Source organism: Jiella avicenniae, from assembly GCF_021390325.1.
In the GTDB taxonomy this organism is placed as follows: domain Bacteria; phylum Pseudomonadota; class Alphaproteobacteria; order Rhizobiales; family Rhizobiaceae; genus Jiella; species Jiella avicenniae.
In genome coordinates this window covers 310,899-335,526 of record NZ_JAJUWU010000004.1, presented here as the reverse complement: position 1 = coordinate 335,526, position 24,628 = coordinate 310,899, and the positions used below count along the sequence as shown (strand labels likewise).

At 67.2% G+C, this 24,628-nt stretch carries 25 protein-coding genes; 15 read left to right on the top strand and 10 right to left on the bottom strand.

Going from position 1 to position 24,628, the window contains the following annotated elements; all coding sequences use genetic code 11:
• Positions 1 to 2: 2 nt before the first annotated feature.
• Together LZD57_RS06005 and LZD57_RS06000 are read left to right on the top strand one after the other, a co-directional pair.
• Positions 3 to 809 (top strand): enoyl-CoA hydratase/isomerase family protein, encoded by an 807-nt coding sequence (locus tag LZD57_RS06005; RefSeq protein ID WP_233718488.1) that lies wholly within the window; start codon positions 3 to 5, stop codon positions 807 to 809.
• Positions 810 to 876: 67 nt separating this feature from the next.
• Positions 877 to 2,145, top strand: coding sequence for a benzoate/H(+) symporter BenE family transporter (locus tag LZD57_RS06000; protein ID WP_233718486.1), 1,269 nt, complete (start codon positions 877 to 879; stop codon positions 2,143 to 2,145).
• 43 nt (positions 2,146 to 2,188) lie between these two features.
• Here LZD57_RS06000 and LZD57_RS05995 read toward each other — a convergent pair whose 3' ends face one another.
• From LZD57_RS05995 to LZD57_RS05980, 4 genes are all read right to left on the bottom strand, one after another.
• Positions 2,189 to 3,646, bottom strand: a complete 1,458-nt coding sequence (locus LZD57_RS05995) for an aldehyde dehydrogenase family protein (RefSeq protein WP_233718484.1) — start codon at positions 3,644 to 3,646, stop codon at positions 2,189 to 2,191.
• A complete protein-coding gene (locus LZD57_RS05990; RefSeq protein ID WP_233718482.1) occupies positions 3,636 to 5,555 on the bottom strand; it encodes a TRAP transporter permease in 1,920 nt (639 codons plus the stop codon). Before LZD57_RS05990 ends, LZD57_RS05995 begins: the two co-directional genes overlap by 11 nt.
• A 314-nt stretch (positions 5,556 to 5,869) precedes the next feature.
• Positions 5,870 to 6,865, bottom strand: coding sequence for a TAXI family TRAP transporter solute-binding subunit (locus tag LZD57_RS05985; protein ID WP_233718480.1), 996 nt, complete (start codon positions 6,863 to 6,865; stop codon positions 5,870 to 5,872).
• A 199-nt stretch (positions 6,866 to 7,064) separates the two neighbouring features.
• Positions 7,065 to 8,486 (bottom strand): UbiD family decarboxylase, encoded by a 1,422-nt coding sequence (locus LZD57_RS05980; RefSeq protein WP_233718479.1) that lies wholly within the window; start codon positions 8,484 to 8,486, stop codon positions 7,065 to 7,067.
• A gap of 120 nt (positions 8,487 to 8,606) precedes the next feature.
• Here LZD57_RS05980 and LZD57_RS05975 point away from each other — a divergent pair, with 120 nt between their 5' ends.
• Positions 8,607 to 9,515: a LysR family transcriptional regulator gene (locus tag LZD57_RS05975; protein ID WP_233718478.1), complete on the top strand. Its 909-nt coding sequence runs from the start codon at positions 8,607 to 8,609 to the stop codon at positions 9,513 to 9,515.
• 89 nt (positions 9,516 to 9,604) lie between these two features.
• Positions 9,605 to 10,195: a UbiX family flavin prenyltransferase gene (locus LZD57_RS05970; protein ID WP_233718476.1), complete on the top strand. Its 591-nt coding sequence runs from the start codon at positions 9,605 to 9,607 to the stop codon at positions 10,193 to 10,195.
• A 320-nt stretch (positions 10,196 to 10,515) separates the two neighbouring features.
• On the opposite strand, the gene LZD57_RS05965 is transcribed toward LZD57_RS05970, so the two are convergent.
• The 4 genes from LZD57_RS05965 to LZD57_RS05950 all read right to left on the bottom strand — a co-directional run bounded on the left by LZD57_RS05965 (position 10,516) and on the right by LZD57_RS05950 (position 14,590).
• The gene (locus LZD57_RS05965) at positions 10,516 to 11,007 is read right to left on the bottom strand and encodes a TIGR02444 family protein (RefSeq protein ID WP_233718474.1); all 492 of its coding nucleotides are present in this window, start codon (positions 11,005 to 11,007) and stop codon (positions 10,516 to 10,518) included.
• Positions 11,004 to 12,257 carry an alpha-hydroxy acid oxidase gene (locus tag LZD57_RS05960; RefSeq protein WP_233718472.1) on the bottom strand — a complete coding sequence of 418 codons (1,254 nt, stop codon included), beginning with the start codon at positions 12,255 to 12,257 and terminating at the stop codon, positions 11,004 to 11,006. Before LZD57_RS05960 ends, LZD57_RS05965 begins: the two co-directional genes overlap by 4 nt.
• Entirely contained in the window at positions 12,257 to 13,948 is a 1,692-nt protein-coding gene (locus LZD57_RS05955; RefSeq protein ID WP_233718470.1) for a thiamine pyrophosphate-requiring protein, read from the bottom strand. The genes LZD57_RS05960 and LZD57_RS05955 overlap by 1 nt, the downstream gene beginning before the upstream one ends.
• A 342-nt stretch (positions 13,949 to 14,290) precedes the next feature.
• A complete protein-coding gene (locus tag LZD57_RS05950) occupies positions 14,291 to 14,590 on the bottom strand; it encodes an Rdx family protein (protein ID WP_233718468.1) in 300 nt (99 codons plus the stop codon).
• A 247-nt stretch (positions 14,591 to 14,837) separates the two neighbouring features.
• Here LZD57_RS05950 and LZD57_RS05945 point away from each other — a divergent pair, with 247 nt between their 5' ends.
• The 4 genes from LZD57_RS05945 (at position 14,838) to LZD57_RS05930 (ending at position 18,060) form a co-directional block, all read left to right on the top strand.
• Positions 14,838 to 15,647 carry a potassium channel family protein gene (locus LZD57_RS05945; protein WP_233718467.1) on the top strand — a complete coding sequence of 270 codons (810 nt, stop codon included), beginning with the start codon at positions 14,838 to 14,840 and terminating at the stop codon, positions 15,645 to 15,647.
• A 156-nt stretch (positions 15,648 to 15,803) separates the two neighbouring features.
• Positions 15,804 to 17,123, top strand: coding sequence for a dual-specificity RNA methyltransferase RlmN (gene rlmN, locus LZD57_RS05940; protein WP_233718466.1), 1,320 nt, complete (start codon positions 15,804 to 15,806; stop codon positions 17,121 to 17,123).
• Positions 17,124 to 17,558: 435 nt separating this feature from the next.
• Positions 17,559 to 17,804: a type II toxin-antitoxin system ParD family antitoxin gene (locus tag LZD57_RS05935; protein WP_233718464.1), complete on the top strand. Its 246-nt coding sequence runs from the start codon at positions 17,559 to 17,561 to the stop codon at positions 17,802 to 17,804.
• Position 17,805: 1 nt separating this feature from the next.
• Positions 17,806 to 18,060, top strand: a complete 255-nt coding sequence (locus LZD57_RS05930) for a type II toxin-antitoxin system RelE/ParE family toxin (RefSeq protein WP_233718463.1) — start codon at positions 17,806 to 17,808, stop codon at positions 18,058 to 18,060.
• A 146-nt stretch (positions 18,061 to 18,206) separates the two neighbouring features.
• Here LZD57_RS05930 and LZD57_RS05925 read toward each other — a convergent pair whose 3' ends face one another.
• A complete protein-coding gene (locus tag LZD57_RS05925) occupies positions 18,207 to 18,887 on the bottom strand; it encodes a DUF1223 domain-containing protein (RefSeq protein WP_233718461.1) in 681 nt (226 codons plus the stop codon).
• 117 nt (positions 18,888 to 19,004) lie between these two features.
• Between LZD57_RS05925 and LZD57_RS05920 the strand changes: the two genes are divergently transcribed.
• The 7 genes from LZD57_RS05920 (at position 19,005) to LZD57_RS05890 (ending at position 23,993) form a co-directional block, all read left to right on the top strand.
• Positions 19,005 to 19,499 (top strand): hypothetical protein, encoded by a 495-nt coding sequence (locus LZD57_RS05920; protein ID WP_233718460.1) that lies wholly within the window; start codon positions 19,005 to 19,007, stop codon positions 19,497 to 19,499.
• 67 nt (positions 19,500 to 19,566) lie between these two features.
• On the top strand, positions 19,567 to 20,124 hold the full coding sequence (locus LZD57_RS05915; RefSeq protein WP_233718459.1) for a biotin transporter BioY: 558 nt from the start codon (positions 19,567 to 19,569) through the stop codon (positions 20,122 to 20,124).
• Positions 20,125 to 20,134: 10 nt separating this feature from the next.
• Positions 20,135 to 20,809: an energy-coupling factor ABC transporter ATP-binding protein gene (locus tag LZD57_RS05910; RefSeq protein WP_420844755.1), complete on the top strand. Its 675-nt coding sequence runs from the start codon at positions 20,135 to 20,137 to the stop codon at positions 20,807 to 20,809.
• Positions 20,806 to 21,396: an energy-coupling factor transporter transmembrane component T family protein gene (locus LZD57_RS05905; protein WP_233718455.1), complete on the top strand. Its 591-nt coding sequence runs from the start codon at positions 20,806 to 20,808 to the stop codon at positions 21,394 to 21,396. Before LZD57_RS05910 ends, LZD57_RS05905 begins: the two co-directional genes overlap by 4 nt.
• Before the next feature lie 60 nt (positions 21,397 to 21,456).
• Positions 21,457 to 22,494, top strand: a complete 1,038-nt coding sequence (locus LZD57_RS05900) for an ABC transporter substrate-binding protein (protein ID WP_233718453.1) — start codon at positions 21,457 to 21,459, stop codon at positions 22,492 to 22,494.
• 52 nt (positions 22,495 to 22,546) lie between these two features.
• Positions 22,547 to 23,290, top strand: a complete 744-nt coding sequence (locus LZD57_RS05895; RefSeq protein ID WP_233718633.1) for an ABC transporter permease — start codon at positions 22,547 to 22,549, stop codon at positions 23,288 to 23,290.
• Positions 23,232 to 23,993 carry an ABC transporter ATP-binding protein gene (locus LZD57_RS05890; RefSeq protein WP_233718452.1) on the top strand — a complete coding sequence of 254 codons (762 nt, stop codon included), beginning with the start codon at positions 23,232 to 23,234 and terminating at the stop codon, positions 23,991 to 23,993. Before LZD57_RS05895 ends, LZD57_RS05890 begins: the two co-directional genes overlap by 59 nt.
• A gap of 82 nt (positions 23,994 to 24,075) precedes the next feature.
• Here LZD57_RS05890 and LZD57_RS05885 read toward each other — a convergent pair whose 3' ends face one another.
• The gene (locus tag LZD57_RS05885) at positions 24,076 to 24,324 is read right to left on the bottom strand and encodes a DUF1344 domain-containing protein (protein ID WP_233718450.1); all 249 of its coding nucleotides are present in this window, start codon (positions 24,322 to 24,324) and stop codon (positions 24,076 to 24,078) included.
• Positions 24,325 to 24,628: the final 304 nt, after the last annotated feature.

Genomic DNA, 24,628 nt, shown 5'->3' with positions numbered 1-24,628 from the left:
CCATGAGCGAACCCTATTCCTTCACCGACCCGCGGCTTGCTACGCTCGACGGCTTCAAGGTGACGATCGATCCGGCCAAGCAGCGCGCCGACGTGATCCTGTCGCGCCCGCCCTACAACGTCGTCTCGATGGGCCAGCGCGACCAGCTTCGCCTCGTCTTCGAGACGCTGGACGAGGACGATCGCGTCCGCATCATCGTGCTCGCCGGCGAGGGCGAGCACTTCTCGTCGGGCGGCAACATCAAGGGCTTCATGGAAGCAAGCCCCGAGCACGTCTCCAAGCTCGCCTGGAACATCGCCGCACCCGCCCGCTGCTCGAAGCCGGTGATCGCCGCCAATCGCGGCTACACCTTCGGCGTCGGCTTCGAAATCTCTCTCGCCTGCGACTTCCGCATCGTGTCCGAGACCTGCCGCTACGCCCTGCCCGAGCAGAAGCTCGGCCAGATCCCCGGCTCCGGCGGTTCGGCGCGGCTCCAGAAGATCGTCGGCGTCACCCGGACGAAGGACATCGTCATGCGCTCCAAGCGCATTCCGGGCAAGACGGCCGAAGCCTGGGGCATCGCCACGGAATGCGTCGCCGACGCCGATCTCGAGAAAACCGTCGACGCGCTGGTGGACGAGCTCCTGGAGTTCTCGCCGATGGCCCAGCGCACGGCGAAGAAGATGCTGAACGAGACCGACGACGCCTTCCTGACGACGGCGATCGAGCTCGAAGGGCTCAACTACAGCCGCCTGCGCCAGTCGGAAGACTTCAAGGAAGGCGTCGAAGCCTTCCACGAAAAGCGCAAGCCCAACTTCACCGGCCGCTGAGCCGCATCGACGAGGGGCATCGTCCGGCGGAGGGCCGGACGGCCCCTCCATGAAAGGGAGGATAAAAGTGGACAGGACGAAACGCGGCTTCGTGGAGCCCGGGCCGGGAATTGGCGCGGGCTTTCGCGACCTGCCGGCAAACGTCAATCCGAAGACGATGAGCGCCGGGCTCGTCGCGGCGATCTTCGGATGCTCCGGACCGGCGCTGATCGTCATCGGCGCTGCCGATACCGGCAATCTGAGCAACGGCCAGACCGTGGCCTGGCTCCTGGCGATCTACGGACTCGGCGGCCTGATCAGCTTCATCATGGCGCTGAACTACAAGATGCCGATCACCGGCGCCTATTCCATCCCCGGCGCGGCCCTCGTCGCCGGTTCGCTCGCGACCTTCTCCTTCGACCAGGCGGTCGGTGCCTTCATCATGGCGGGCGTGCTCGTCCTCATCCTCGGCGTCACCGGTCTCATCGGCAAGGTGATGCGCTGGCTTCCGATGCCGATCGTCATGGCGATGATCGCCGGCGCGTTGATTCGTTTCGGTATCGGCGCGGTCGATGCGGTCGGCAAGCTGCCGATCGTGGTGGGCGCGGCGACGATCGCGTTCTTCCTGTCCATGCGCTTCGTGAAAGTGATTCCGCCGGTGCTCTCCGCCCTCGTGGTCGGCCTCGTCGCGGTGGCACTGACAGGCTCCTTCGGAACGGGCGAAGCCGGGATCAGCTTCGTCATGCCGGAATTCACGGCACCGACCTTCACCATCGATGCGTTCCTGGCCATCGCCGTTCCGCTGGCGATCCTCGTCGTCGGCGCCGAGAACGCGCAGGCGACCGGCGTTCTCCTCGCCGAAGGCTATCGCGCGCCCGTCAACGCCATGACGATCATTTCCGGGATCGGGGGAATCCTCGCGGGTTTCCTCGGTGGGCACAACGCCAACATCGCAGGGCCGATGACGGCGATCTGCTCCTCCGATCAGGCGGGCGAGGACAGACAGGGGCGCTATGGCGCGACGGTCGTCAACGGCATCCTCTTTGCGGCGTTCGGCGTCTTCGCCGGCGCGGTCGTGCCGCTGATCCTGATGCTGCCCGGCCCGCTCATCGGCGCGGTTGCGGGGCTTGCGATGATCAACGTTCTGGTCATGGCCTTCCAGTCGGCCTTCTCGAAGTCCGCCGGCTACCAGATCGGCGCCTTCGTCGCCCTGATCGTCGCCATGTCGAACATTTCGATCCTCGGCATCAGCGCGCCGTTCTGGGCGCTTCTCGCCGGCGCCGCAATCTCGGCCCTCGTCGAGTGGCCGACGGCCGGCGCTCGCAAGGAAGCCACGTCGACGGGTGGCGCCCACTGAATCCGAAGGGCGCGCCGCCGCAGACCGGCGACGCGCCGCAGGATCACATCCCGACAACGCCGACATTCTGGTAGACGTGCTTGAGTTCGCAGAAGTCGAGCAGCGCGTCGAAGCCGTGGAGGCGGCCGAGGCCGGAGCGGCGATAGCCGCCGGTTTCGGCTTCGGCGAAGAGCTTGTTGTGGTCGTTGATCCAGACCGTACCGTCGCGCAACGCCCGGGCGATCCGCCAGGCGGCGTCGCCGCGATTGGTCCAGACCGAGGCGGACAGACCGTAGACCGTGTCGTTCGCCTTGGCGACGGCTTCGACTTCGTTTGAGAAAGGCTCGATGACCAGCATCGGGCCGAAGATCTCCTCCTGACAGAAATCGGCCTTCGGATCGTGATGGGCGACGAGCGAGGGCGTCAGAAAGGCCGAACCCGCAGGCCCGTCGGCGGGGACGGAATGGCGAAGCACCACCTCGTCCGCCGTGTCGAAGACTTCCTCAATTCGCGTCTTGACGGCATCGCGTGCGGCGGCGCTGATCAGCGGGCCCATCTGGGTTCCAGCATCGAGGCCGTCGCCGATCTTCGTTGCCTCGAGCGCGGCGGCGAGCGCCGCCTTCGTCTCCTCAAACCGGCTTTCATGGACGAGGATGCGCCGGGCGGCCGTGCATTGCTGGCCGGAAATGATGGTCGCGGCCGCCGCCAGTTTAGGCGCGATCGCGGCAACGTCGGCATCCTCCAATACGATGCAGCAACTTTTTCCCCCAAGTTCGAGCGACAGCTTCTTCATGGTGGGAGCGGCGGCGGCCATGATCGACTGGCCGACCGCGTTGGAGCCGGTGAAGGAGATGACGTCGACCGCCGGGCTCGTGACGAGAGCCTGAGAGACCGCGTGACCCGCTTCCGGCAGGACCGAGATCGCCCCATCCGGCAATTGCGGCAGTTCCAGAAGCGGGCGCAGGCAGACATCGGTGAAGGCGGCCGTCTGCGGCGCGGGTTTGATGACCGACGTGCAGCCCGCCGCGATCGCCGGCGCGAGCGAGCGGATCAGGAGCACCGCGGGCGCGTTCCAGGGCACGATGATGCCGGCGACGCCCGCCGGTTCGCGCAGCATGACCGAGACTTCGCCGGGCGCCACCTCCATCGCATGGCCGGGATTGTGGCGGGCGAGCCCCGCATAATAGCGGATCTCGCTGACGGAAGCGGCGATCTCGCCCCTGGCGGCGGCGAGCGGCTTGCCGTTGGTCAGCGTCAGCCAGCGCGCGGCCTCTTCGGTGATGGCTTCGAGCCCGCTCGCCCAGGCGAGCAGGATGTCCTGACGCAGGCGCGGCGACTGCGCCCACAAGGAATGGTCGAAGCAGTGGCGCGCGGCCTCGATCGCCATCTCGGCCTTTTCGACGCCGGCGTCGGCGATGGCTCCCAGGGTTTCCCCGGTCGCCGGATTGATCGAGGGGTGGGTCGCCGCCGTGTCGACGATGCGGCGGCCGATCCGGATTTGGGCGAGCAGGTCAGCCGGCATGGCGGGGGATCTCCTGGACGGACGGTTCACGGGTCTCGGCGGGCTGCGGGCCGGTCTTGGCCGACGCTTCGGCGTCATCGTTCGGCCGCTGCAGCTGCCAGGCGAGCATTCCGGTCATCAGCACGGCGCCGATGATGTCGGTGATCCCTTCGGGCGAGATCAGAAGGATGGCGGCGACCAGGGCAACCGCCCGCTCGATCGTGGTGGAGCGGCGGAAATGCGTACCGACGAAGGCTCCGGCGATGCCGAAGATGCCGTAGGCGCAGGTGGCCGTGACCCAGATCACCTCCCACCACTCGCCGTTCATCACCAGCGCCGGGTTGTAGGCGAAGGCGAAGGGAATGAGGAAGCCCGGCAGCGTCAGCTTGAAGGCTTGCCAGCCGGTCGTCGTCGAATTGGTCTGGGCGAGCGCGGCCGCCGCGTAGGAGGCCAGCGCCACCGGCGGCGTCACGAAGGAGAGAAGTGCGAAGTAGAAGATGAAGAGGTGGACCGACAGGATATAGAGATCGAGCTGGGTCAGTGCCGGCGCCATCAGGATCGCGACCATGATGTAGGCCGAGACCGTCGGCATGCCCATGCCGAGGATGATGCAGGCCACCATGACGGCGATGAGGGAGAGAAGCAGGCTGCCCTCGGAGAGCGCCAGGATGAAGCCGGTGAATTTGAGCCCGATGCCGGTCTGGACGATCACGCCGATGATCAGCCCCGCCATGGCGCAGGGCACGGCGACGATCAGGATCGACATGGCCGATTTCTCGAAGCCCTCGACCACCTTCCAGAAGGTCAGCCGGGTTTCCCTGGTGATCATCGAGACGGCGACCGTCGCCGCCAGCGCATAGATCGCGGCCATGGCGAGCGAGGAGCCGTCGATCATCATGTAGACGAGGATGACCAGCGGCAGGAGCAGATGCAGGCGCTTCCAAAGGCCGGTCTTCACATCCGGCATCTCGTCGCCCTTGAGGCCGCGCAGGCCGTCACGCTTGGCCGTCAGATCGACCGCGAAGAGAATGGCGAGGTAGTAGAGGAGAGCGGGAACCGCCGCGCCGAGAAGGATCGTGACATAGTCGAGCCCGGTGAGCTCCACCATGACGAAGGCGGCAGCCCCCATGATCGGCGGCATCAACTGGCCGCCGGTGGAGGATGCCGCTTCCACGGCCGCCGCAAAAGGCGGCTTGTAGCCGAAGCGGCGCATCAGCGGGATCGTGAAGGTGCCGGTGCCGACGACGTTCGCCACCGCCGAGCCGTTGATCGAGCCCATCAGGCCCGACGCGATGACGGCGCTCTTCGCCGGTCCGCCGCGGGTGCGGCCGGTCAGCCAGAAGGCGAGATCGATGAAGAGCTGGCCGCCGCCGGAAATTTCCAGGAAGGTGGCGAACAGGATGAAGAAGAAGATATAGCTGACGACGGCGCCGAGCGGGATGCCGAAGATGCCGTTGTTGGACAACACCTGCACGTCGATGAAGCGCGACAGCGACATGCCCGAATGGCCGATCGAGATCGGCAGGACATTGCCGAAGAAGGCATAGGCCGTGAACAGCAGCGCGATCACGAAGAGCCCCCAGCCGGCGGCCCGGCGCGTTGCCTCGAACAGGGTGACTATCAGCGCCACGCCGGCGATCACGTCTCCGGTGGTCGGCCGGTCGACGAAGGCGATCCGGGTGACGTAGCGCTCGATGTTGAGGGCCATGAAGACCGCCCAACCGATAGTCGCGGCGATCAGGGCGAGATCGATGATCCTCTGCAGACCCGTGCGCTGATCGAGGGTCTCACCGAAGACCAGGATCAGGGTCGCCGCGAGGAACAGCACGTAGTGCAGGATCAGCGGCAGCGGCTCGACCAGGATGGTCCAGAGCTGGAGCAGGGTCAGCGCGATCGCCACACCGCGTATGGCATACTGCAACGGCTTCATCGGTTTCGTTCCGGCGACTGGGCTTGTGGTTGGAAAATGATGCCGAAAGGCCGCGAACCCGTTCGGATCAGATCACGGAAAGCAATGGTACGGCGGGGCTCGGCACCAGACCCGATGCGGCCTGACGGGTCGTCGCGACACCAGCGGGCATGACCGCCAGATTTTTCGGCCGCGTCATCCCGCCCTCGATGCGGGATGACGCTGGAGCCAGACGAAAGAGGCGCCGGGGCCTGAAGCATGATGCCGAGAAGCCGCGTGACTTTTTCGGATGAGGTCACGCGAAAGGACAAAGCCTCAGACCCCGGCTGTCTGGATTACATCCAGCCCTGTTCCTTGTAGTAGCGCTCGGCGCCGGGATGCAGCGGCACGCCACCGTTACGGCCGGGCTCGCCCGCAGTCTTGCAGTCGAACTCGGCGAGGCTCGAATGCGCCTCGCGAACCTTTTCCTGGTTCTCGCAGACCGCCTTGACGATCGAATAGGCCGTATCGTCGGACATGTTCGCATTGACAATCACGCCGGTCGGATAGCCGACCGAGGGAACGGCTTCCTCGACGCCCTCGAACTCGCCGGCCCGCACGGACAGGCCGGTCTGGAGGCCGTATTTTTCGGAGATCGACTTCATCTGCTCTTCGCCGAGCGGGATGAAGGTGATGTCGCCGCCGAGCGCGAGCTCCATCACGTCCGGCTGGCGGTAGCCTATATTGTGAATGAACATGTCGGCCTGGCCGTCGCGCAGCTGCTGGATCGCCACCGGCAAATCGATGTTGGTGACGCGGCCACCGGCCTTTTCGACATCATCATAGGTGAGGCCGTAGCTTTCCAACGCCATCTGCGCGAGCGCCTCGCCGGCGCCGCCGCGCTGCACGGTCACGAGCCGCACGGCCTTGTCCTTGACCTGGTCGAGGCTGGTGATCCCCGCGTCCTTGCGCACCACGATGCCGAGACGGTGCGGCACGTTGAGGCCGCCGATGAGGGCACGAATGTCCTCATGTGGCTCCTTGAAGCTGACGATGCCCTGGCGTGCCCAGTTCGACAGCGCCGAGAAGGACAGGCCGAGATCGGCCTCGCCGCGATTGACCAGGATCGGATTGCCGACGCCGCCCTGATAGGGAAGAACCTCGACGGTAGAGCCTTCAGGCAGCGCCTTCTGGGCGATGTCGGCGAGCGTCGTGGCGTAGATGTACCAGCTTCCGCCGACGTTGAACGAGGCGAATTTCAGGCTGACCGGCTCGCCCTCCTGGGCCATGGCTCCCGTGGTCGCCAGAATCAGGGCGCCGGCTGCGGCCAACGTTCTCTTGAAGATGTTCATTTCGCGATCTCCTCCCTTCGCGGTTCGGTTGGGTGTGGTCGTCAGGTGCGGTGAACGTCTCCCGGGACCGATGGGTGGGGCCTGACGAAATTCCCGTCCACCTCGACGCCGGACGCCGGCGTCTCCCCAGGCGTTGATCGTGCCGCCATCCGACGGCACGGACGCGCCGGGAAATCCCGGCGGTTATAGTCGGCGTCGGTCACGACAACACATCCTTGATGGTCACGGTGGGATCGAGGGCGGCCTCGAGGTCGATCTCCTCCTCGCCCGGCACGCGGATGCGGCGGAACTTGAACTCCGGTGAGCCGGCGGGGACGGTCGCGTCGAAGCCGGTCTTGCAGCCGAGACCGTTCTGGGTCGAGGGGTCGAGCTTCGAGCCCTGGCTGCCGGGGATCACCAGCATGTCGCGGTCGGCCTGGAAGCGGGTCGCCACCGCCCATTCGACCTCGGTCGGATCGTGGATGTCGACGTCCTCGTCGACGACGATCACATGCTTGATGTCGTAATGGGCGGCGAGTGCGGCGAGGATCACGTTCTTCGCCTCGCCGGCCTCGCGGCGCTTGAGCTTGACGTAGAGATGGTAGCGGCAGACGCCGCCGCGCGAGAGATGGACGTCGACGACGCCGGGATGGGAGCGGCGCATCGCGGCGAGGATCGTCGCCTCTCGGGGAATGCCGCCGAGAAGCAGATGTTCGAGCCCGCCGCCGACGATCGTGTGGAACAGCGGCTTGCGCCGGGTCGTCACCCGGTCGACCTCGATGACGTGACGGTCGTCCCGCTCGCCGTAATATTGCGGGAATTCGCCGAACGGCCCTTCCGGGGCCCGCTTGCCGGCACGCAAGCGCCCTTCGATGACGATCTCCGAACGGGCCGGCACCACGAGGTGCGACCCCTTGCAGCGCACGACCTCCAGCGGGGCACCGCAGAGCGCGCCGGCAATGCCGAGCTCGTCGAAATCGATGGGCACGATCGCCTGGCTCGCCAGCATGCAGGCCGGGCTCGCGCCGATGACGATCGCGACGGGAAGGTCCGCACCCTCCGCCTCCGCCGCGTCGGTGAAGGCCAGCGTATGGCGCGGCAGGAGAAGGGCGCCGAGTTCGCGGGGGCCGGACAACTGCAGCCGGTGGATCGCGACGTTCTGGATGCCGGTCTTCGGATTGGCGGAGATGAGCAGGCCGGCGGTGATGTAGGCGCCGCTGTCATGCTCGTTGTGGACCGGGATCGGCAGGAGGTCTGCCAGATCGAAATCGTTCTCGTGGACGACTTCCTGGCAGGGCGCATCGTCGATCTCGACCGGCGTGAGCGGATGCTTCTCGGCGTCATGGAAGCGATCGAGCAGATCGTCCTCGGCAATGCCGAGCGCCTCGGCCATCCAGGCGCGCTGGGACAGGAGGCCCGAGACGACCGTACCGGAATGTCCGGAAGGATTGGGAAAGATCGTCGCCCGGTCGCCGTCGTTGCGATTGGCGATGCCGGCGAGCGTGAAGTGCAGGGCCGTTTCCGGCCTGGCAATCGCGAGACGGCCGGTCTCTTCGAGCCGCTTCAGCCAGCCGCGCAGATCGGTATAGGCGTTCCCCGCCCCGTCCTGATCGCTTCGCGAAACTGCGACGGTTTGATCCACTTGGCGTCCTCCCTTGCCGATTTCGAGGCTAGTGCGGTCCGAGGCATCATTGCCAACAATTTGGGATGATGGCATCCATATCGTTGCGTTATGGGAGGGGAAGCGATGGATCTTCGGCAGATGAGCTATTTCGTCGCGATGTACGAGGAGGCGTCGGTCACCCGCGCCGCCGAGCGGCTCAACATCGTGCAGCCGGCCGTCAGCGTGCAGCTCGCGCGGCTGGAAGAATCGATCGGGCAAAAGCTGTTCTACCGGACGCCCAAGGGCATGGTGCCCACCCATGCCGGCGACGATGCCTATCGCCGCTTCCAGCCGATCCTGCGCGAGGTGGAACAGGCGCGGCGCGCGCTGACGATCGGCGGCGATACGGTGAAGGGCCACGTCTCATTGGGCGCGGTCTCCTCCGTCGCCAACAATGCACTGTCGGAGACGCTCCGTATCTTCCACGGCCGCTATCCGGAGGTGACGCTGCGCGCGACCGGCGGCTACACGACGGATTTGATCGAGATGCTGCGGACGGCCCAGCTCGACCTCGTCATCGTCAACACGCCATCGCGGGGCGGCCGGGGGTTCGACACGCTGCCGATCATCAACGAGGATCTGGCGCTGATCTGTGACATCGCCCATCCGCCCCTGCCGGCGACGCTCCATCCCCGCGAGGCGGCCGAGCGCGATCTCGTCATCCCCTCGCAACGCCATGGGCTGCGCCTGATCATCGACGCGGCGTTTTCGGCCCATGACGCGACGCTTGCGCCGCGTTTCGAGTTCGACGAGTTGAAGACCATCGAAGAGTTCCTGCCCGACAGCGGCTTTGCCACCATCCTGCCGCCGATCGCAGTCCATCGGGCCTTGCGAACCGGGCGGTTGCGCATGCACCCCATCGTGCCTTCGGTGCCCCGCCGGCTCGTCTGTCTGTCGAACACGGCGCGGCCCCTCAGCCGGGCAGCCGAACTTTTCGTCGAGGAATTGCGCGAGCGCATGATCGAGGTCTCGTCCGATCTGACCAAGGCGATCGGCGCGACGCCATAACGGCGCGCTATGACAATCATCGCCGGAAAGCACTGGACCGTGATGAGCCCGCATGCTCCCGTGTCGTTCGGCGCACCGCGGGGAGGACGATGACAGACAGGGCAACAGGACCGCGCCAGCGGCTGATCGTCGGCATTTCCGGGGCCTCCGGCACGATCTACGGGATTCGTCTGCTCGAACTGCTCAAAGACACGCCCATCGAAACGCATCTGATCATGTCGCGCTCGGCGGAAATCACCGCCGCCTACGAGACGACCATGAAGATCGCCGAGATCCGGGCGTTGGCGGACGTCGCCTGGCGTCAGGAGGACATTGCGGCCTCGATCTCGTCGGGCTCGTTCAAGACCATGGGCATGATCGTCGCGCCCTGCTCGATCCGCTCGATGTCGGAGATTTCCGGCGGCGTCACCTCGACGCTGCTCACCCGTGCAGCCGACGTCGTCCTGAAGGAGCGCCGCCGCCTCGTCCTCATGCTGCGCGAAACGCCGCTCCACACCGGCCATCTCCGGACGATGACCCAACTCTCCGAAATGGGCGCGATCATCGCCCCCCCGGTGCCGGCCTTCTATGCCAAGCCCGAAACGCTGATGGACATGGTCGACCACACGATCGGGCGGGTGCTCGACCTCTTCGACATCGACCTCGGGACGGTGCGGCGGTGGAAGGATACGGACGCTTGATTGGACGCGCCGCAGATCAATTGGTCGAGCCACGCGGATTTCGATGAAATCCGGACGCCCCTCCGCGCCGTCATCCTCGGGCTTGTCCCGAGGATCTACCGGGCTGTTCGTGGGGCTCTCCGAGGGAGGAAGATCGCCGGGTGACGCTTCTGTCGTGTCACCGGTAGTAGATCCTCGGGACAGGCCCGAGGATGACGCCGTTGAGATGTGGGCTGCCGAAATCCTGGCCTCACGCGAGCGTCGAAACCATGGGTTCATCGAGCGCGCCACGAGTGTGTGGACGGCCGAGCAATCTGAGACAGCTCGGAGAGACCGTATACTTAGTCGGCTAATTCCGCCAGCTTCGCGAGGCCGGGATCGTCGCTCGCCGCCGGCAGGACGTGGCGGAGATTGGCGAGCGCGGTGGCGGGACTCGCATCCGCCGGAGCCAGCTCCGCGCCCGTCGACCATGCCTCCAGAAGCCCCAGCTCCAGCTTTTCGGTCTCGATCTCGACTGCCTGGAGTTTCGCGCGAACCCTATCCCGTTCCTCCGGGGTCGGGCGGTTTTCGGGCATTGGCCAGCCCTTCATCGCGCGCCGGGCGCTGCGGAGCGGGAGGACGATCTCTCTGTGCCACGCCGCGACGGCCACGCCCGGATCGTCATCGGGCGAGAGCGCGCGGCCGGTGGCGGCGAGCCAGAGCGCGAGGAAGAGGAGATTGACGTCCGCGCCGTGGCGCTCCTGCAGCGCGAGACAGAGAGGCGCGACGCCGTCGCGGCGATAGCGCTCGAGCGTCCAGTCCCAGAGCGGCGGGATTTCCTGCGGCGTGCTCATTGGGCCGCGAGCGGGACGGATTGCGCGGCGCGGGCCGGGAAGTCGAAGCGACCGACATGACGGATCGTCGCCTCGCGCAGCTCCGGCACGGTCCACGCGCCGGACTGGGCCATGGCGACGGCGAGCTCCTCGCGCAGCATCCGCGCGACGAAGGCGCCGCCCTCGTCGCCGGCGGCGCCCAGACCCCAGAGAAAGGCGCGGCCGCAAAAGACCGCGTCGGCCCCGAGCGCGATCGCCCGGGCGGCATCGAGGCCGGAGCGGATGCCGCTGTCGAACAGGATTTTCGCGCGACCCGCGACCCGGTCGACGATCCCCGGAAGCACGTCGATCGGCGCGGGCGCGGCGTCGGACTGGCGGCCACCATGGTTCGACACCATGATCGCATCGACACCGGCCGAGACGGCGCGCTCGGCATCGTCGGGATGCAGAACGCCCTTGACGACGACGGCGCGCGAAAAGGCCCGGCGCATGCGGGAAACCTCGTCCCAGCTGAAACTTCCGATCAGCTCCTTCTGCACGAAGGACGCCACCCGGTCGAGGGTCGGCTCGCCGTCCACGTAGCGCGCAATCGAACCGAAGCCGGGCATGCCGGCCTTCATCAGCGCGCGCACCCAGGCGGGCGAAGTCGCGACCTGCCAGACGGTCGAGGGCCGCGTGCGGAAGGGGACGACGAGCCGATTGGCGAGATCCCGCGGGCGCTTGGCGCGAACCGGCGCGTCGAGCGTCGCGACGATCGCCGACATGCCGGCGGCTTCCGCCCGGGCGATCATGTCGAACGTCACCCGATGGTCGTCCCGCGGAAAGCCGTAGAGCTGCAGCCAGGCGTTCGGCCCGGCGATCTCGGCCACCTCTTCCAGCGCGCTGTCGGCCAGGGTGCCGGTGATGTAGGGGATGTTCTCGTCGCGGGCGGCCCGCGCCAGGCAGCGTGAGCTGCCCGGCCAGGCGAGCGCATCCATGCCGACGGGCGAGATGCCGATCGGCGCGGAGTAGCGGCGTCCGAAGATCTCCGTTTCCGTCGCGGCCTTGCCCATCACGCCATAGCGCGGGACGATCTCGACGCCGTCCAGCGCCCGGCGGTTGACGTCGATGCCGTAGTCCGCGCCGGTGCCGCCATGGACGAAATCCCAGGCAAAGCGCGGGATACGGCGCTTCGCCCGCGCTTCCAGGAACTCATAGGTCGGATGACGCTGCAATGCCTGGGACGCCGCGTCGCTGCGCGAGCCGGCGCCCCATCCGCCCGAGCGCGCCATCAGTAGTCCACCACCACGTTGACCAACGCCTGCCGTCCCTCGGCAACCGCCGCCAGCGCCCGCTCCAGGGCGGGTTTCAGCCCGTCGACGGTCTCCACCCGCTCGCCATGGCCCTCGGCGCCGGCAAGGCACTCGAAGGCGGGAGACGGGGAGAGATCGGCGAGCATCCGGCCCGCGCTCTTGGCCGCCGCCCCTTGCGGATACATGGCCATCGTGGCGTTGCGGACCGCGCCATGGAGAGCATTGTTGAAGATGATGGTGAGCACCGGAATGCCATGGGCCTCGGCCGCCCAGTGGCAGGCGGTGGGATTGGCGAAGATGTAGGCGCCGTCGCCGAGCGTGGCGATCACCGTCTTCTCCGGCGACGCGAGCTTGATGCCGAGCGCCGCGCCCAATCCCCAGCCGAGACCGCCGGCGGGCGAAAGGCCGTAATAGGTGCCGGGCAAGGTGCGCTCGCAATGCTCGACGCGCAGCGGATATTCGTTGACGATCACCGCCTCCGGCCCGGCCAGTTCGCCGATCACCCGGCTCACATATTCCGGCGTCAGCGCGTCTTTCGGCTCGGCCTTGGCGGCCAGCGCCTTTCGGCTCGCGGCGATCTTCGGCGTCAGGCGCTCGCGCCGCTTCGAGATCATGGCCTCGTCCGGAACCATCGCTTCCAGAAGGGCCGACAGCACCATCGCCGGCTCGGCGGCGATCGAGATATCCGAGGGAAAGCTGCGCATCGGATACCGCGCGAAGACCGGATCCTCGCCGACATGGAACACCTTGCAGCCTTCCGGCGGGTTGGTGAAATTCGGAATCCAGGGCACGTCGCAATCGAGGACCACGACGACATCGGCCTCGCGCACATGGGGCGCCGGGTCGTGGCCGGCATTCATCGGATGGTCGGATGCGATCGACACGAAGCGCTGGTGCAGATTGGCGACCGGGATCGCATGGCGCTCGGCAAGCGTCGAGAGAAGCTCGAAGGCAAGCGCGCTACGCCCGGCATTGGCGGTGACGATGACCGGGCGTTCGGCCGCGGACAGCGCCTCGGACATGGCCGCGACATGTTCGGCATGAGGAGCACCCGCGCGCACCGGCGGACGCGGCGGCACGGTGTCGGGTTCGATACTGGGGGCCGCCAGCACGTCGCGGGGCAACGTCAGATAGACCGGCCCCTTCGGCGTACTTTCGGCGACCTCGCAGGCCCGCGCGACGACGTCCGCGGTCTGTTCCGGCAGGTGCAGCTCATAGTCCCATTTGACCGCCTCGCGGATCATCCCCGCCTGGTCGAACATCTCCTGGGCCCAGTGGATGTAGCGGGTCCGGGTGCCGTGACGGCCCTTTTCGGAAAAGGGCGAGCGCCCGGCGAGCACCAGAAGCGGCACCTGCTCGCGCGAGGCGTCCATCACCGCATTGATCGTGTTCGCCGTGCCGACGTTCACATGCACCATGACCGCCTGCATGCGCCCCGTCGCCAGCCACACGCCATGGGCCATGGCGACGGCGGCGTTCTCATGGGGCACGACCATCGGGCGTGGCAGATCGGTGCCGTCGTTTTCGGCTCGTGAATAGGCTTCGACGATCGGCGGGAAGTCCGTCCCGCCATTGGCGAACAGGAAGTCGATTCCCTGGCGGCGAAGCTGCCGGAGCAGGATGTCCGCCGCCTCGACCATGACCGGCGTCTGCGTATGAGCATGATGCATTTGTGAGTCCTCCGCCCGGCTACGCTACGGCTCAACCCCATAAATGCAAATGACATGTCGGCATGAACACAATAGCGAACGGCTATGGCCGACGCGGTGGGGGACCATCCGACCTCGCTTCGAGCACCGGTGAAACGAGGAAAGAAGCAACGTGCGAAGCCGAGGCGGCAGCCGGATGGCGACTTCGAGGACCGGCCGTTTCCAGAACTGCATGCTGGGTCCCCATGGTGGGATGGCCAGTCCGTCCAGCCTTCAGGGGCCGTCCATGCGTTGTCCGGCTCGGTTCGTGCGTGGCCGTCGACGACGGACGGGCAGCCAGCACGCCACCGCGTTCCCCTCCCCTCATTTCCGGTCGCTGTGGCCGAGATCGCGGCCGGGATCGAGCCTGTCGCGCACGCGCTGCTTGAGGACCTTGGCCTCGGGAAAGCCGCCGTCGGTCTTGCGGTCCCAGATCGGCGCCTCGCCGCTCGCGTCCCGGTAGCGGATCTCGAAGACGCCGCCGGTGCCGGGGACGAGCGCCACCTCGCCGAGATCCGGGCCGAAGGTCGACAGCAGTTCCTGGGCCATCCAGGCCGCCCGGAGCAGCCATTGGCACTGGGTGCAGTAGGTGATCGAAATCCGCGGTCCGAGCGTCTCGCTCATCGATGAACTCCCATGATGCGGCGTGCCGATGCGCCGCGATGTGCAATCGCCGATCGGATTCGGGAAGCATTGCAGATGCCCGCTTCGATCGGCTACCGCAAGTTCCGTCGGTCCCGGGAAACGGCGGCGAAGTCTCCGGCCCGTCGCAGGGCCGGACGCGCCGGCGTCCCCGCCGCCGACACGGAGGCGGGGTCGGCCGGCACCGACATCCGCCCTATCTGCGCCGCCGAGCTTGCAAAGGAAGACCATGCCCGGATCGAGGCGGCCGAGCGACGCCGTACCACGCTACGAACGGCCCTTCGCGCGGCTGAGGACGACGCTGCGCCGTCTCTATCACGGCGACAGCCGGGCGGCGCTGCGCTTCCAGGCGGCGGCGCTGATCGTCGATCTCGCCATCATCGCCCTGTTCATCGCCCAGCCGGTCCTGAAGAACACCGAGGCGTTTCTCTATGTCGACTACAGCGTCGCCGCCGTTCTGGCGATCGACATCGGCGCGCGCCTGCTCGCCTCCCGACGGCCCTGGCACAGGCTGAAACAGCCGGTCGTCCTGCTCGACCTGTTCATCCTGATCACCCTGCTCCTGCCCGAAACGCTGATCAATTTCGGCTTCCTGCGGATCGTCCGGCTGTGGTCCCTGTCGAAGACCGGCCGTCTGTGGCAGCCCCTGCGCCACAAGGGCCTCGACGAATGGGAACTGCCGGCCCGGGCGGTGGTCAATCTCGTCACCTTCCTGTTCCTGGCGACGGGCTTCATCTACACGACCTTCTTCCGCAACGACGGGCTCGAAGGCTATCTCGATGCGCTCTACTTCACCGTCGCCTCGGTGACGACGACCGGCTACGGCGACATCACCCTCGACGGCTCCTGGGGCAAGCTGACCTCGATCGTCGTCATGATCATCGGGATCAGCCTGTTCGTGCAGCTCGCCCAGGCGATCTTCAAGCCGTCGAAGGTGCATTTCCCCTGCCCCCAATGCGGCCTCTCGCGGCACGACCCGGATGCCGTCCACTGCAAGGCCTGCGGCCACATCCTCAACATTCCGAACGACGAGAGTTGAAGCGGACGGCAGAAGCAATTCCGCCGGACCTTGAAGTGGGGGGGGTGAGGGGGTTTGTGGCGCGCCACGCGCCAATAGCGGGCCGCCGCGGGCGGGGCCCCGCGACGACGACGTCCGCGAACGGCCGACGTCGAGACATTCCCGCGAAGGACCGTCATGGCCGTTTCGATCGATCTGAAGGTACCGCAGGCGCGCGCCGGACTTTCCGGAAACGCCCTGGCCGGAAACTCGCTGGCCGAAGACGCGCTGGCCGAACGGGCGATCGCGTCGAAGGCCGTTCCGGCGGCTGTGCCGGGCACAGCGCCCGGCGAGGAGAAGCCCTCGCTGATCGGCCTCTCGCGCGAGGAGCTCGGCGAGGCGCTGGCCTCGGTCGGCGTCGAGCGGCGGCAGATCAAGATGCGGGTCGCCCAGCTCTGGCACTGGCTCTATGTCCGCGGCGTTGCCGACTTCGGCCAGATGGCGAACGTCTCCAGGGATCTGCGCGAGAAGCTCGCCGCAGCCTTCACCATCGCCCGGCCGGAGATCGTCACCGAGCAGGTCTCGGTCGACGGCACCCGCAAATGGGTGCTGCGCTTTCCGGCCAAGGGCGCCGGGCGCCCGGTCGAGATCGAAACGGTCTACATCCCCGAGGAAGGCCGCGGCACGCTCTGCGTCTCCTCCCAGGTGGGCTGCACCCTCACCTGCACCTTCTGCCACACCGGCACCCAGCGCCTCGTCCGCAACCTGACGGCCGACGAGATCGTCGGCCAGGTGCTGCTGGCCCGCGATCGGCTGGGCGACTTCCCGGACGCCACGACTCCCGCCGGCGCGATCGTGCCCTCGGAGGGGCGCCTCGTCTCCAACGTCGTGATGATGGGCATGGGCGAGCCGCTCTATAACTTCGACAACGTCAAGGCGGCATTGGCCGTGGTTTCCGATGGCGAGGGCCTTGCCTTGTCGAAGCGGCGGATCACGCTCTCGACCTCCGGCGTCGTGCCGATGATCGAAAAGGCCGGGGAGGAGATGGGCGTGATGCTGGCGATCTCGCTCCACGCCGTGCGCGACGAGTTGCGCGACGAGCTGGTGCCGATCAACAAGAAGTATCCGCTGAAGGATCTCCTCGCGGCGTGCCGCGCCTATCCGGGCCTTTCGAACGCCCGGCGGATCACCTTCGAATACGTCATGCTGAAGGGCGTCAACGACAGCCTGGAGGACGCCAAGGCGCTGGTGCAGATCCTCAAGGGCATCCCGGCGAAGATCAACCTCATCCCGTTCAACCCCTGGCCGGGCAGCGCCTACGACTGCTCGGACTGGGACCAGATCGAGCGCTTCGCCGACACCGTGAACCAGGCCGGCTACGCCTCGCCGATCCGTACCCCGCGCGGCCGCGACATCTTCGCCGCCTGCGGCCAGCTCAAGTCGGAGAGCGAGCGCATGCGCAAGAAGGACCGCGACAGCCTGGAGGCGGCGCGCGTCAGCGAACTCGCCGCCGGATAGCGGGATTGCGCTCCGACGACCCTGACCTTTCAGTCGCGAGAAGCTTCATCTCTCCTCCGCAATGCCCGAGGACCTCAACCGGGAGCGCGGGCCTGTCGTGACGAGACGCATGACCAGGATCGCGATGTGAGTTGCCGCCCGCATGCTCGGGACGCCGGGCCTTGCCATTGCGCAGCCCCCAGCGTCCGGCGAGCCAGGCGCTGGCCGAGGCGACCATCGCGGCGTCGCGCGCCGAAAGTGCCCAGATGAAGGCTTGGCTCGTCCACAACGGTGGCTAGCGGACAAATGTAGCCCAGCAGTGTTCCCGCTTTCTTGCGTATGAGTGAGCAGGGCGGAAGCGCCCGGGCGCGACCGCGATTCACGTGCGGCTTGGATAACGATTATTGCGCCTTTTCTGTTATTCCTACCTCTTCGGGCCGGACAGGAAGGCAACACATGAACGTTTCGATTGGAGAACGCTGGGAGGATTTCGTCGACCGAGCCGTGAAGTCGGGTCGCTATGGATCGGCCAGCGAGGTCGTGCGCGAAGGGCTGCGGCTCGTCGAGGAGCGCGAGGCCAAGCTGGCCAACCTGCGCCGGACTCTCGATGCCTCGATCGAGGCCGGCGGCGAGGCGAACGAAGCAGAGATCGATGCGGCTCTCGAAACGCGGGCAACTGAGCTCGCCAGGGAAGGCTATTGAGGTGCCCCGCCTCAAATATCTGCCCTCGGCGCAAGCCGATCTGGTGCGGATCCTGACATACGTGACCCATGAGAGCGGCAGCCTTCCGATCGGACGGCGCTTCGTCGACGTGCTGCGGCGGAAATGTGCCGACCTCGCCGGACTTCCGGGGATGCTCGGCACGCCACGGCCGGAGCTGCGTCCCGATATCCGCAGCTTTCCGTTCCGCGGCTACGTCATTTTCTTCCGCTACGTGGACGACCGTACCACCTTCTAGGTCGTCGACATCATCGAAGGGCACCTCGACATCGAAGCGCATTTCCGGGGAGAAAGAGGCGCGAGATAAGGCGGAATTCGCTCGATTGCAGTAGAATGGGCGCTTGTCTTTCAGCGAAGCACTGCCGTCACGGCCTGATGTTTGTCTCAATCCGCCGCGCCGAGAATCGCGCCGGGCGCGCCCGCCGATCCCGCCTGCAGGATGACGGCGCAGGCGTCGGCGCCCTCGGACGCGGCGCAGTCGCCGAGGTCGAAATTCGCCGGCTCGCCGGTCCACCGGCCGAGCGGCGTCAAGCCACGCACCGCATTGACGTATTGCACGGTGCGGCCGCGGTTTTCGCCGCGGGCGATCGGCACCGCGGCCGAGCGCGTGTAGTCGACCCGGTAGAGCGTCGCATCGCCGCTCCCGGCGCCGACCTCGACCCGGCCGGTCTTGCGGTCGAGGTCGACCGCGACCGGCAGCGTCGCCCCCATCAGCCCGGAAACCGCGCCCGCGTTCGAGCCCACCGCATGGCCGGCGCCATCGACCACCGCCTGCGGCGTGTAGACCCGGCCGTCGCCGCGCCGCAGCGCATAATCGCGCTGGCGGGCGGAATGGGCGGGCGAGCCCAGCGTGTCCTTCCAGCCGAGCTGGTCCCAGTAGTCGACGTGAAAACCGAGGGCGAGAACCCGTCCGTCGCCGGACATCTGACGCAGCAAGGCGTCCGCCGGCGGGCAGGAGGAGCAGCCCTGGCTGGTGAAGAGTTCGACGACGTGGCGCGGCCCGGCGGTAACCGGGACGATGCCGAGGGTCGCGATCGAAACGGCGGTGATCCATCGGACAAGCATGGGGTTCTCCTCGATTTATTGCTCTCGACCCGGGTTCGACGGTGCGGCAGGAGAGGTTACAGTCGCCGCATCGGGATCCGATGACGGTTCCGTGTCGCTGAAAGAGAGTTCGCGCCTATGGGCACGGTCCTGAGATTTCTGTTCGTCGTCCCGCTCGCCTACGTCGCGGCGTGCCTCACGGCGGCCTTCGCGATGCTCTGGCCCTTCGTCGAGGTGGGCCGATCGTCTGCGCTCGACCCGGTCTTCATCGGCGAGGCCGCCTTCTATTTCGGCGCACAGACGATTCAGATCGGCGCCGTGGCCTTCGTGCCCTGGCTGTGCTTCATGCTGGCGACGGAAGCGTTCGGGCTTTCGGCCCTGCTCCTTCACATGGTCGCGGGGCTCCTCGGCGGCATCGCCGTCCTCATGACCGCCTATGGCTCCAACGTGCCGCATATGAGCGTCCAGACGGCTATCCTCGTCGCCTCGCTCACCTTTTCCCTCGTCTACTGGATCCTCGCAGGTCACGGCGCCGGGCGGTGGCGCAACGGGCTTTCCGGCCCTTCCCGGAAGGCGGCCGAAAGGCGGCCCGCTCCGTCCGCCGAGACGCGGCAGTCCGATCTCGGCCATTGATTTTTCCGCCCTCTTGAAGTCAGTCGATGGCCGTTCCGCGTTTTCGCGTCTCGAAAGGATCGAACCCTTGTCCACCCGCGACATCGTCCTCGTCGCGCTGTTCGCCGCCCTGATGGCGGCGCTCGGCGCCTTCCCTCCCTTGATGATCCCGGCGATCGCCGTGCCGATCACCGCCCAGTCGATGGGACCGATGCTCGCCGGCGGAATTCTCGGGGCGAAGCGCGGCGCCCTGTCGATGCTCCTCTTCGTCCTCCTCGTCGCCGTCGGCCTGCCGCTGCTTTCGGGCGGGCGCGGCGGTCTCGGCGTCTTCGCCGGCCCGACCGCCGGGTTCATCTTCGGCTGGATCGCCGCTGCCGCCGTCACCGGCCTCCTGGTCGAGCGGTTCTGGCGTGGCCTCAACTTCGTCACCGCCTTCCTCGCGGCGAGCCTCGGCGGCATCGTCGTCCTCTATGGCATCGGCATCCCCTGGATCTCGCTCGTCGGCGGCGTGCCGCTGGCCACCGCCGCCACCGGCTCGGCCGCCTTCATACCGGGCGACCTGATCAAGGCCGGGCTCGCGGCGGCGGCGATCGTCATGGTCAAGCGCGCCTATCCGATGATCCGTCCGGCGCATGGCCGGCCCTGACGGGGGGCCGATGATCGTCTTTGCCGGCGTCCGTCTCGATCGCGGCGACCGTACCGTCCTGTCCGGCCTCGATCTGACGCTCGCCGAGCGCCGCATCGGCGTGATCGGGGCCAACGGCTCGGGCAAGAGCAGCTTCGCGCGGCTTCTCAACGGCCTCCTCCTGCCGAGCCGCGGAAGCGTGACGATCGACGGGCTCGATACGCGCAGGGACGCGAAGGCGGTTCGCCGGAAGGTGGGGTTTCTCTTCCAGAACCCCGACAACCAGATCGTCTATCCAACCGTCGGCGAGGATCTCGCCTTCGGCCTGAAAGGCCGCAAGCTGCCGGAGGCCGAGATCGCCGGGAAAGTCCGGGCGACCCTGCGGCGCTTCGGGCTCGACGGTTTTCACGACCGGCTGGTCCACGAGCTTTCCGGCGGCGAGCGGCAGATGGTGGCGCTGGCCGGAGTGATGATCCTCAAGCCCGAATGGCTGGTGCTCGACGAGCCGACCACCCTGCTCGACCGGCGCAACACGCAGAGGATCATGGAAGCTGTCGGCGGGCTCGACCAGCACGTCGTCCTCGTCACCCACGACCTGTCGCTGGTCGAAAGCTTCGACCGCGTCCTGGTCTTCGACGCGGGAGCCGTCGTCGCCGACGGACCGCCGGCGATGGCGATCGATGCCTATCTGCGGCTCCTCGGATGATCGGCGGGCTCTACCGCGCCGGCGACAGCCGGCTGCATCGCGCCGGGGCGGGGATCAAGCTCGCCGCCCTGCTCTTTTTCGGGACGCTGCTTCTGGCGGTCTCCTCGCTGCCGCTCGCCGCGATCGGCCTCCTCGCGGTGCTGGCGCTCCATGCGCTCGCCGGCTTCGGGCCGCGCGTCCTGTGGGCTCAGCTCCGGCCGATCGCCGTGGTCGTCGCGGTCCTCGTCCTCGCCCAGCTCTGGCTGGCGACGCCCTCGGAAGCCGTCCTCCTCGTCCTGCGCTTTGCCGCCCTCGTCCTCGCCGCCGGCCTGGTGACGCTGACCACCCGGACGAGCGATCTCGTCGCGGCGATCGAGCGCGGTCTATCGCCGCTTGCCCGCCTCGGTCTCGACGTCGGGAAGGTCAGCCTCGCCATCTCGCTCGCCATCCGCTTCATCCCGGCCGTCGGCCAGATCGCCTCGGAAGTCCGCGAGGCGCAGCTCGCCCGGGGCCGCCGTCCGTCGCCGCTGACGCTGGTCGTGCCGGTGATCGTCCGCCTCTTGAAGATGGCCGACGAGATCGCCGATGCGATCGACGCGCGATCGTGAGCCCCGGCTTCGCCGTTTCGGGACGACGGACCATCGCATTCCTCCATCGAAATCCGTATCATGATGTCGGGCATCGTCGATTTTGGGAGGATCGTCATGCGGCTCATCCGCGCCGTGACGGCCGTTTTCGCGCTGCTTTTCGCCGTCCAGCTCGCCCCGAATGCCCGGGCCGAGAGCGAGGAGACGCCGACGATCCGCGTCGGCGTCCTGAAGTTCGGGACGGTGAACTGGGAACTCGACGCGATGACCCGCGCCGGGCTGGGCCGGAAGGCGGGCGTCGACGTCGAACTCGTCGCCTTCGCCGGCGAGGACGCATCGGCGGTCGCGCTGCAGGGCGGCAGCGTCGACATGATCGTCTCCGACTGGCTGTGGGTGTCGCGCCTCAGGGCGTCGGGCGCCGACTACACCTTCGTGCCCTATTCGACCTCGGTCGGCTCGCTGATGGTCGCCGGCGACAGCCCGGTGAAGACCCTCAGTGACCTCAAGGGCAAGACGATCGGCGTCGCCGGCGGGCCGCTCGACAAGAACTGGCTGCTCGTCCAGGCGCTGGGAAAACAGAAATACGGCGTCGATCTCGCCGCGGAAAATTCCATCGTCTACGGCGCGCCGCCGCTGCTCACCGAAAAGGCGCGGCAGGGCGAACTCGATGCCGTCCTGAATTTCTGGCACTACGCCGCGCGGCTCGAAGCGGAGGGGTTTCGCACGCTGGTCTCGGGCACCGACGCGGCGATGGAGATGGGCGCCTCCGGCCCGGTCGCCTCGATCGGATGGGTGTTCCGCGAAGATTTCGCCAAGAAGCATCCGCAGGCGATCGCCGCGTTCCTCGCCGCCGACAAGGCGACGAAGCAGCGTCTCGCGACGTCGGACGACGCCTGGGAAGCGCTGAAGCCGCTGATGAAGGCCGAGGACGAGAAGACCTTCACGACGCTGCGCGAGCGCTACCGCGAAGGCATCCCGGCGCGGCCCGCGGCGGAAGAAAAGGCCGATACCGAAAAGCTCTACCGGCTGCTCGCCGAGATCGGCGGGGAGAGGCTGGTCGGGCCGGCGAAGGAACTCGAGCCGGGCACCTATTACGACGACGGCAAGAATGGCTCTTGAGCTCGATCGGGTCGCGGCGGATCGCAGCATTCCCTCCCGTCTCGCGCCCGGCATCGTCACCCTTCTGTCGCTGGCCGGATTGCTGGCGATCTGGTGGATCGCGGCGATCGTCGCGGACAGCCGTGTGCTGCCGGCTCCGCCGGCGGTCGCAGAAGCGTTCTGGCGCGACGCCCGGACCGGCGAATTGTTCTTCCACCTCGCCATGACGCTGATGCGGGTCGCCGGCGCCTTCGTCATCGCCATGGCGGTCGGCTCGGCGATCGGCATCGTGCTCGGAATGAACCGCGAGGCCAACCGCTTCTTCGATCCCTGGCTGATCCTCTTCCTCAACGTCCCGGCGCTGGTAATCATCGTCCTCGCCTATATCTGGTTCGGCCTGAACGAGGCGGCGGCGATCGGGGCGATTGCGGTCAACAAGATCCCCAACGCCGTCGTGACCCTGCGCGAGGGCGCAAGGGCACTCGACCGGGACCTCGAAGAGATGGCGAAGGTCTATCGGTTCGGTCCGGCCAAGACCCTCCGCCACGTCATCCTGCCGCAGCTTCAGCCCTATTTCGCCGCGGCGTCGCGCTCGGGCATCTCGCTCATCTGGAAGATCGCCCTCGTCGTCGAGCTGCTCGGCCGCTCGAACGGTGTCGGGTTTCAGATCAACCTCTATTTCCAGCTCTTCGACGTCGCCGCGATCCTCGCCTATACGCTCGCCTTCGTCGCCGTCATGCTGATCATCGAGTTCCTCCTTGTCCAACCTTTCGAAGCCCATTCCACCCGCTGGCGGCCCAGGCGGGCTCGCGGTTGAGATCCGCGGCAAGACCTTTCGCGGCGCCGACGGCGGCGACGTGCGGGCGATCGAGAACGTCGCCTTCGAAGTCGCCGCCGGGCGCTTCGCCACGCTGATCGGCCCGTCCGGCTGCGGCAAGACGACGACGCTCAGGATCATCCTCGGCCTCGATCCGGATTTCAAAGGCCGGCTGAAGCTGCCCGCCGACGGCGCCGGGCGGGTTGCGGCCGTGTTTCAGGAACCGCGGCTCCTGCCCTGGCGGAGCGTCGAGGAGAACGTCCGCCTCGCTTTGCCGGAAGAGGATGCGGGCCGCGACCTCGACCCGCTGTTTGCGACCCTCGGACTGACCGAGATGCGCTCGCGCTATCCGTCCGAACTCTCGCTCGGGCTCGCCCGCCGCGTGTCCCTGGCGCGGGCCTTCGCCATCCGACCGTCGCTGCTCATCCTCGACGAGCCCTTCGTGTCGCTCGACGAACAGACCGCGACACGGCTCCGCAAGCTGTTGATCGAGGTGTGGTCGGCGCGGCCGACCACCGCGCTGATGGTCACCCACAATCTGCGCGAGGCGGTGCAGCTGTCGGACAGGATCGTCTTCCTGACCGAGCGCCCCGCCCGCATCCGCGGCGTTCACGACATCGTCACGCCCCATGGCGAACGCGACACCCGCTGGCGCGAGACGACGCTTTCGGTCATCGCCAAGCGCTATTCGGGGGTCCTGTAGCCGCAGATCGCAGCACGCGCGTCCGGCAACGGGAAGCAGACCGTCCGAACGGTGGCTCCGCGAAGCGGAGAGTGCTCGCCGATCAGATCGCGCGGAGTTGCGGGCGCTCGGCGTCGGCGTCGTAGATCAGCACCACGATCATGCCCTTTGCGATGGCGTCGTAGTCGAAGTCCGGCGGCAGATTGTAGACCTGGCCGTCGCTCAGGCGCAGCTGCGCATGCTCCGGATCGATCGATTCGATGACGCCGTCGGTCTCTTCCGCCATCGCCGGAATCGACATGGCGACGGTCAGGAAGGAACTCGCGAAAAGCGCCAGAATTCGTCTCGTCATGACCTTCTCCTCGCTTTTGCCCCGCCTGCCCTTCGGCAGTGCGCCGGCGTGCCCCGCTTCGGACGCGCCGCCCCGCGCCGGGGCTTCGGACCATCGTTGGCCGGGAGGAAATCTCGCCTCCGATTGTGTCCAAACTCGTACCGGGACGTGGAGAATTGTTTCGAAAGATTCGCCCGGATGGTAACCCTTTCCTTAACCTTCGCGACGCCATCGCCCTCCGCTCGTCTCGGCTCTCGCGCCTGCCCGTCGCAAGGGATCGCGCCGTGCTTTCACTGTCGCCGTTTGCACCGGATGGTGCTTTGCG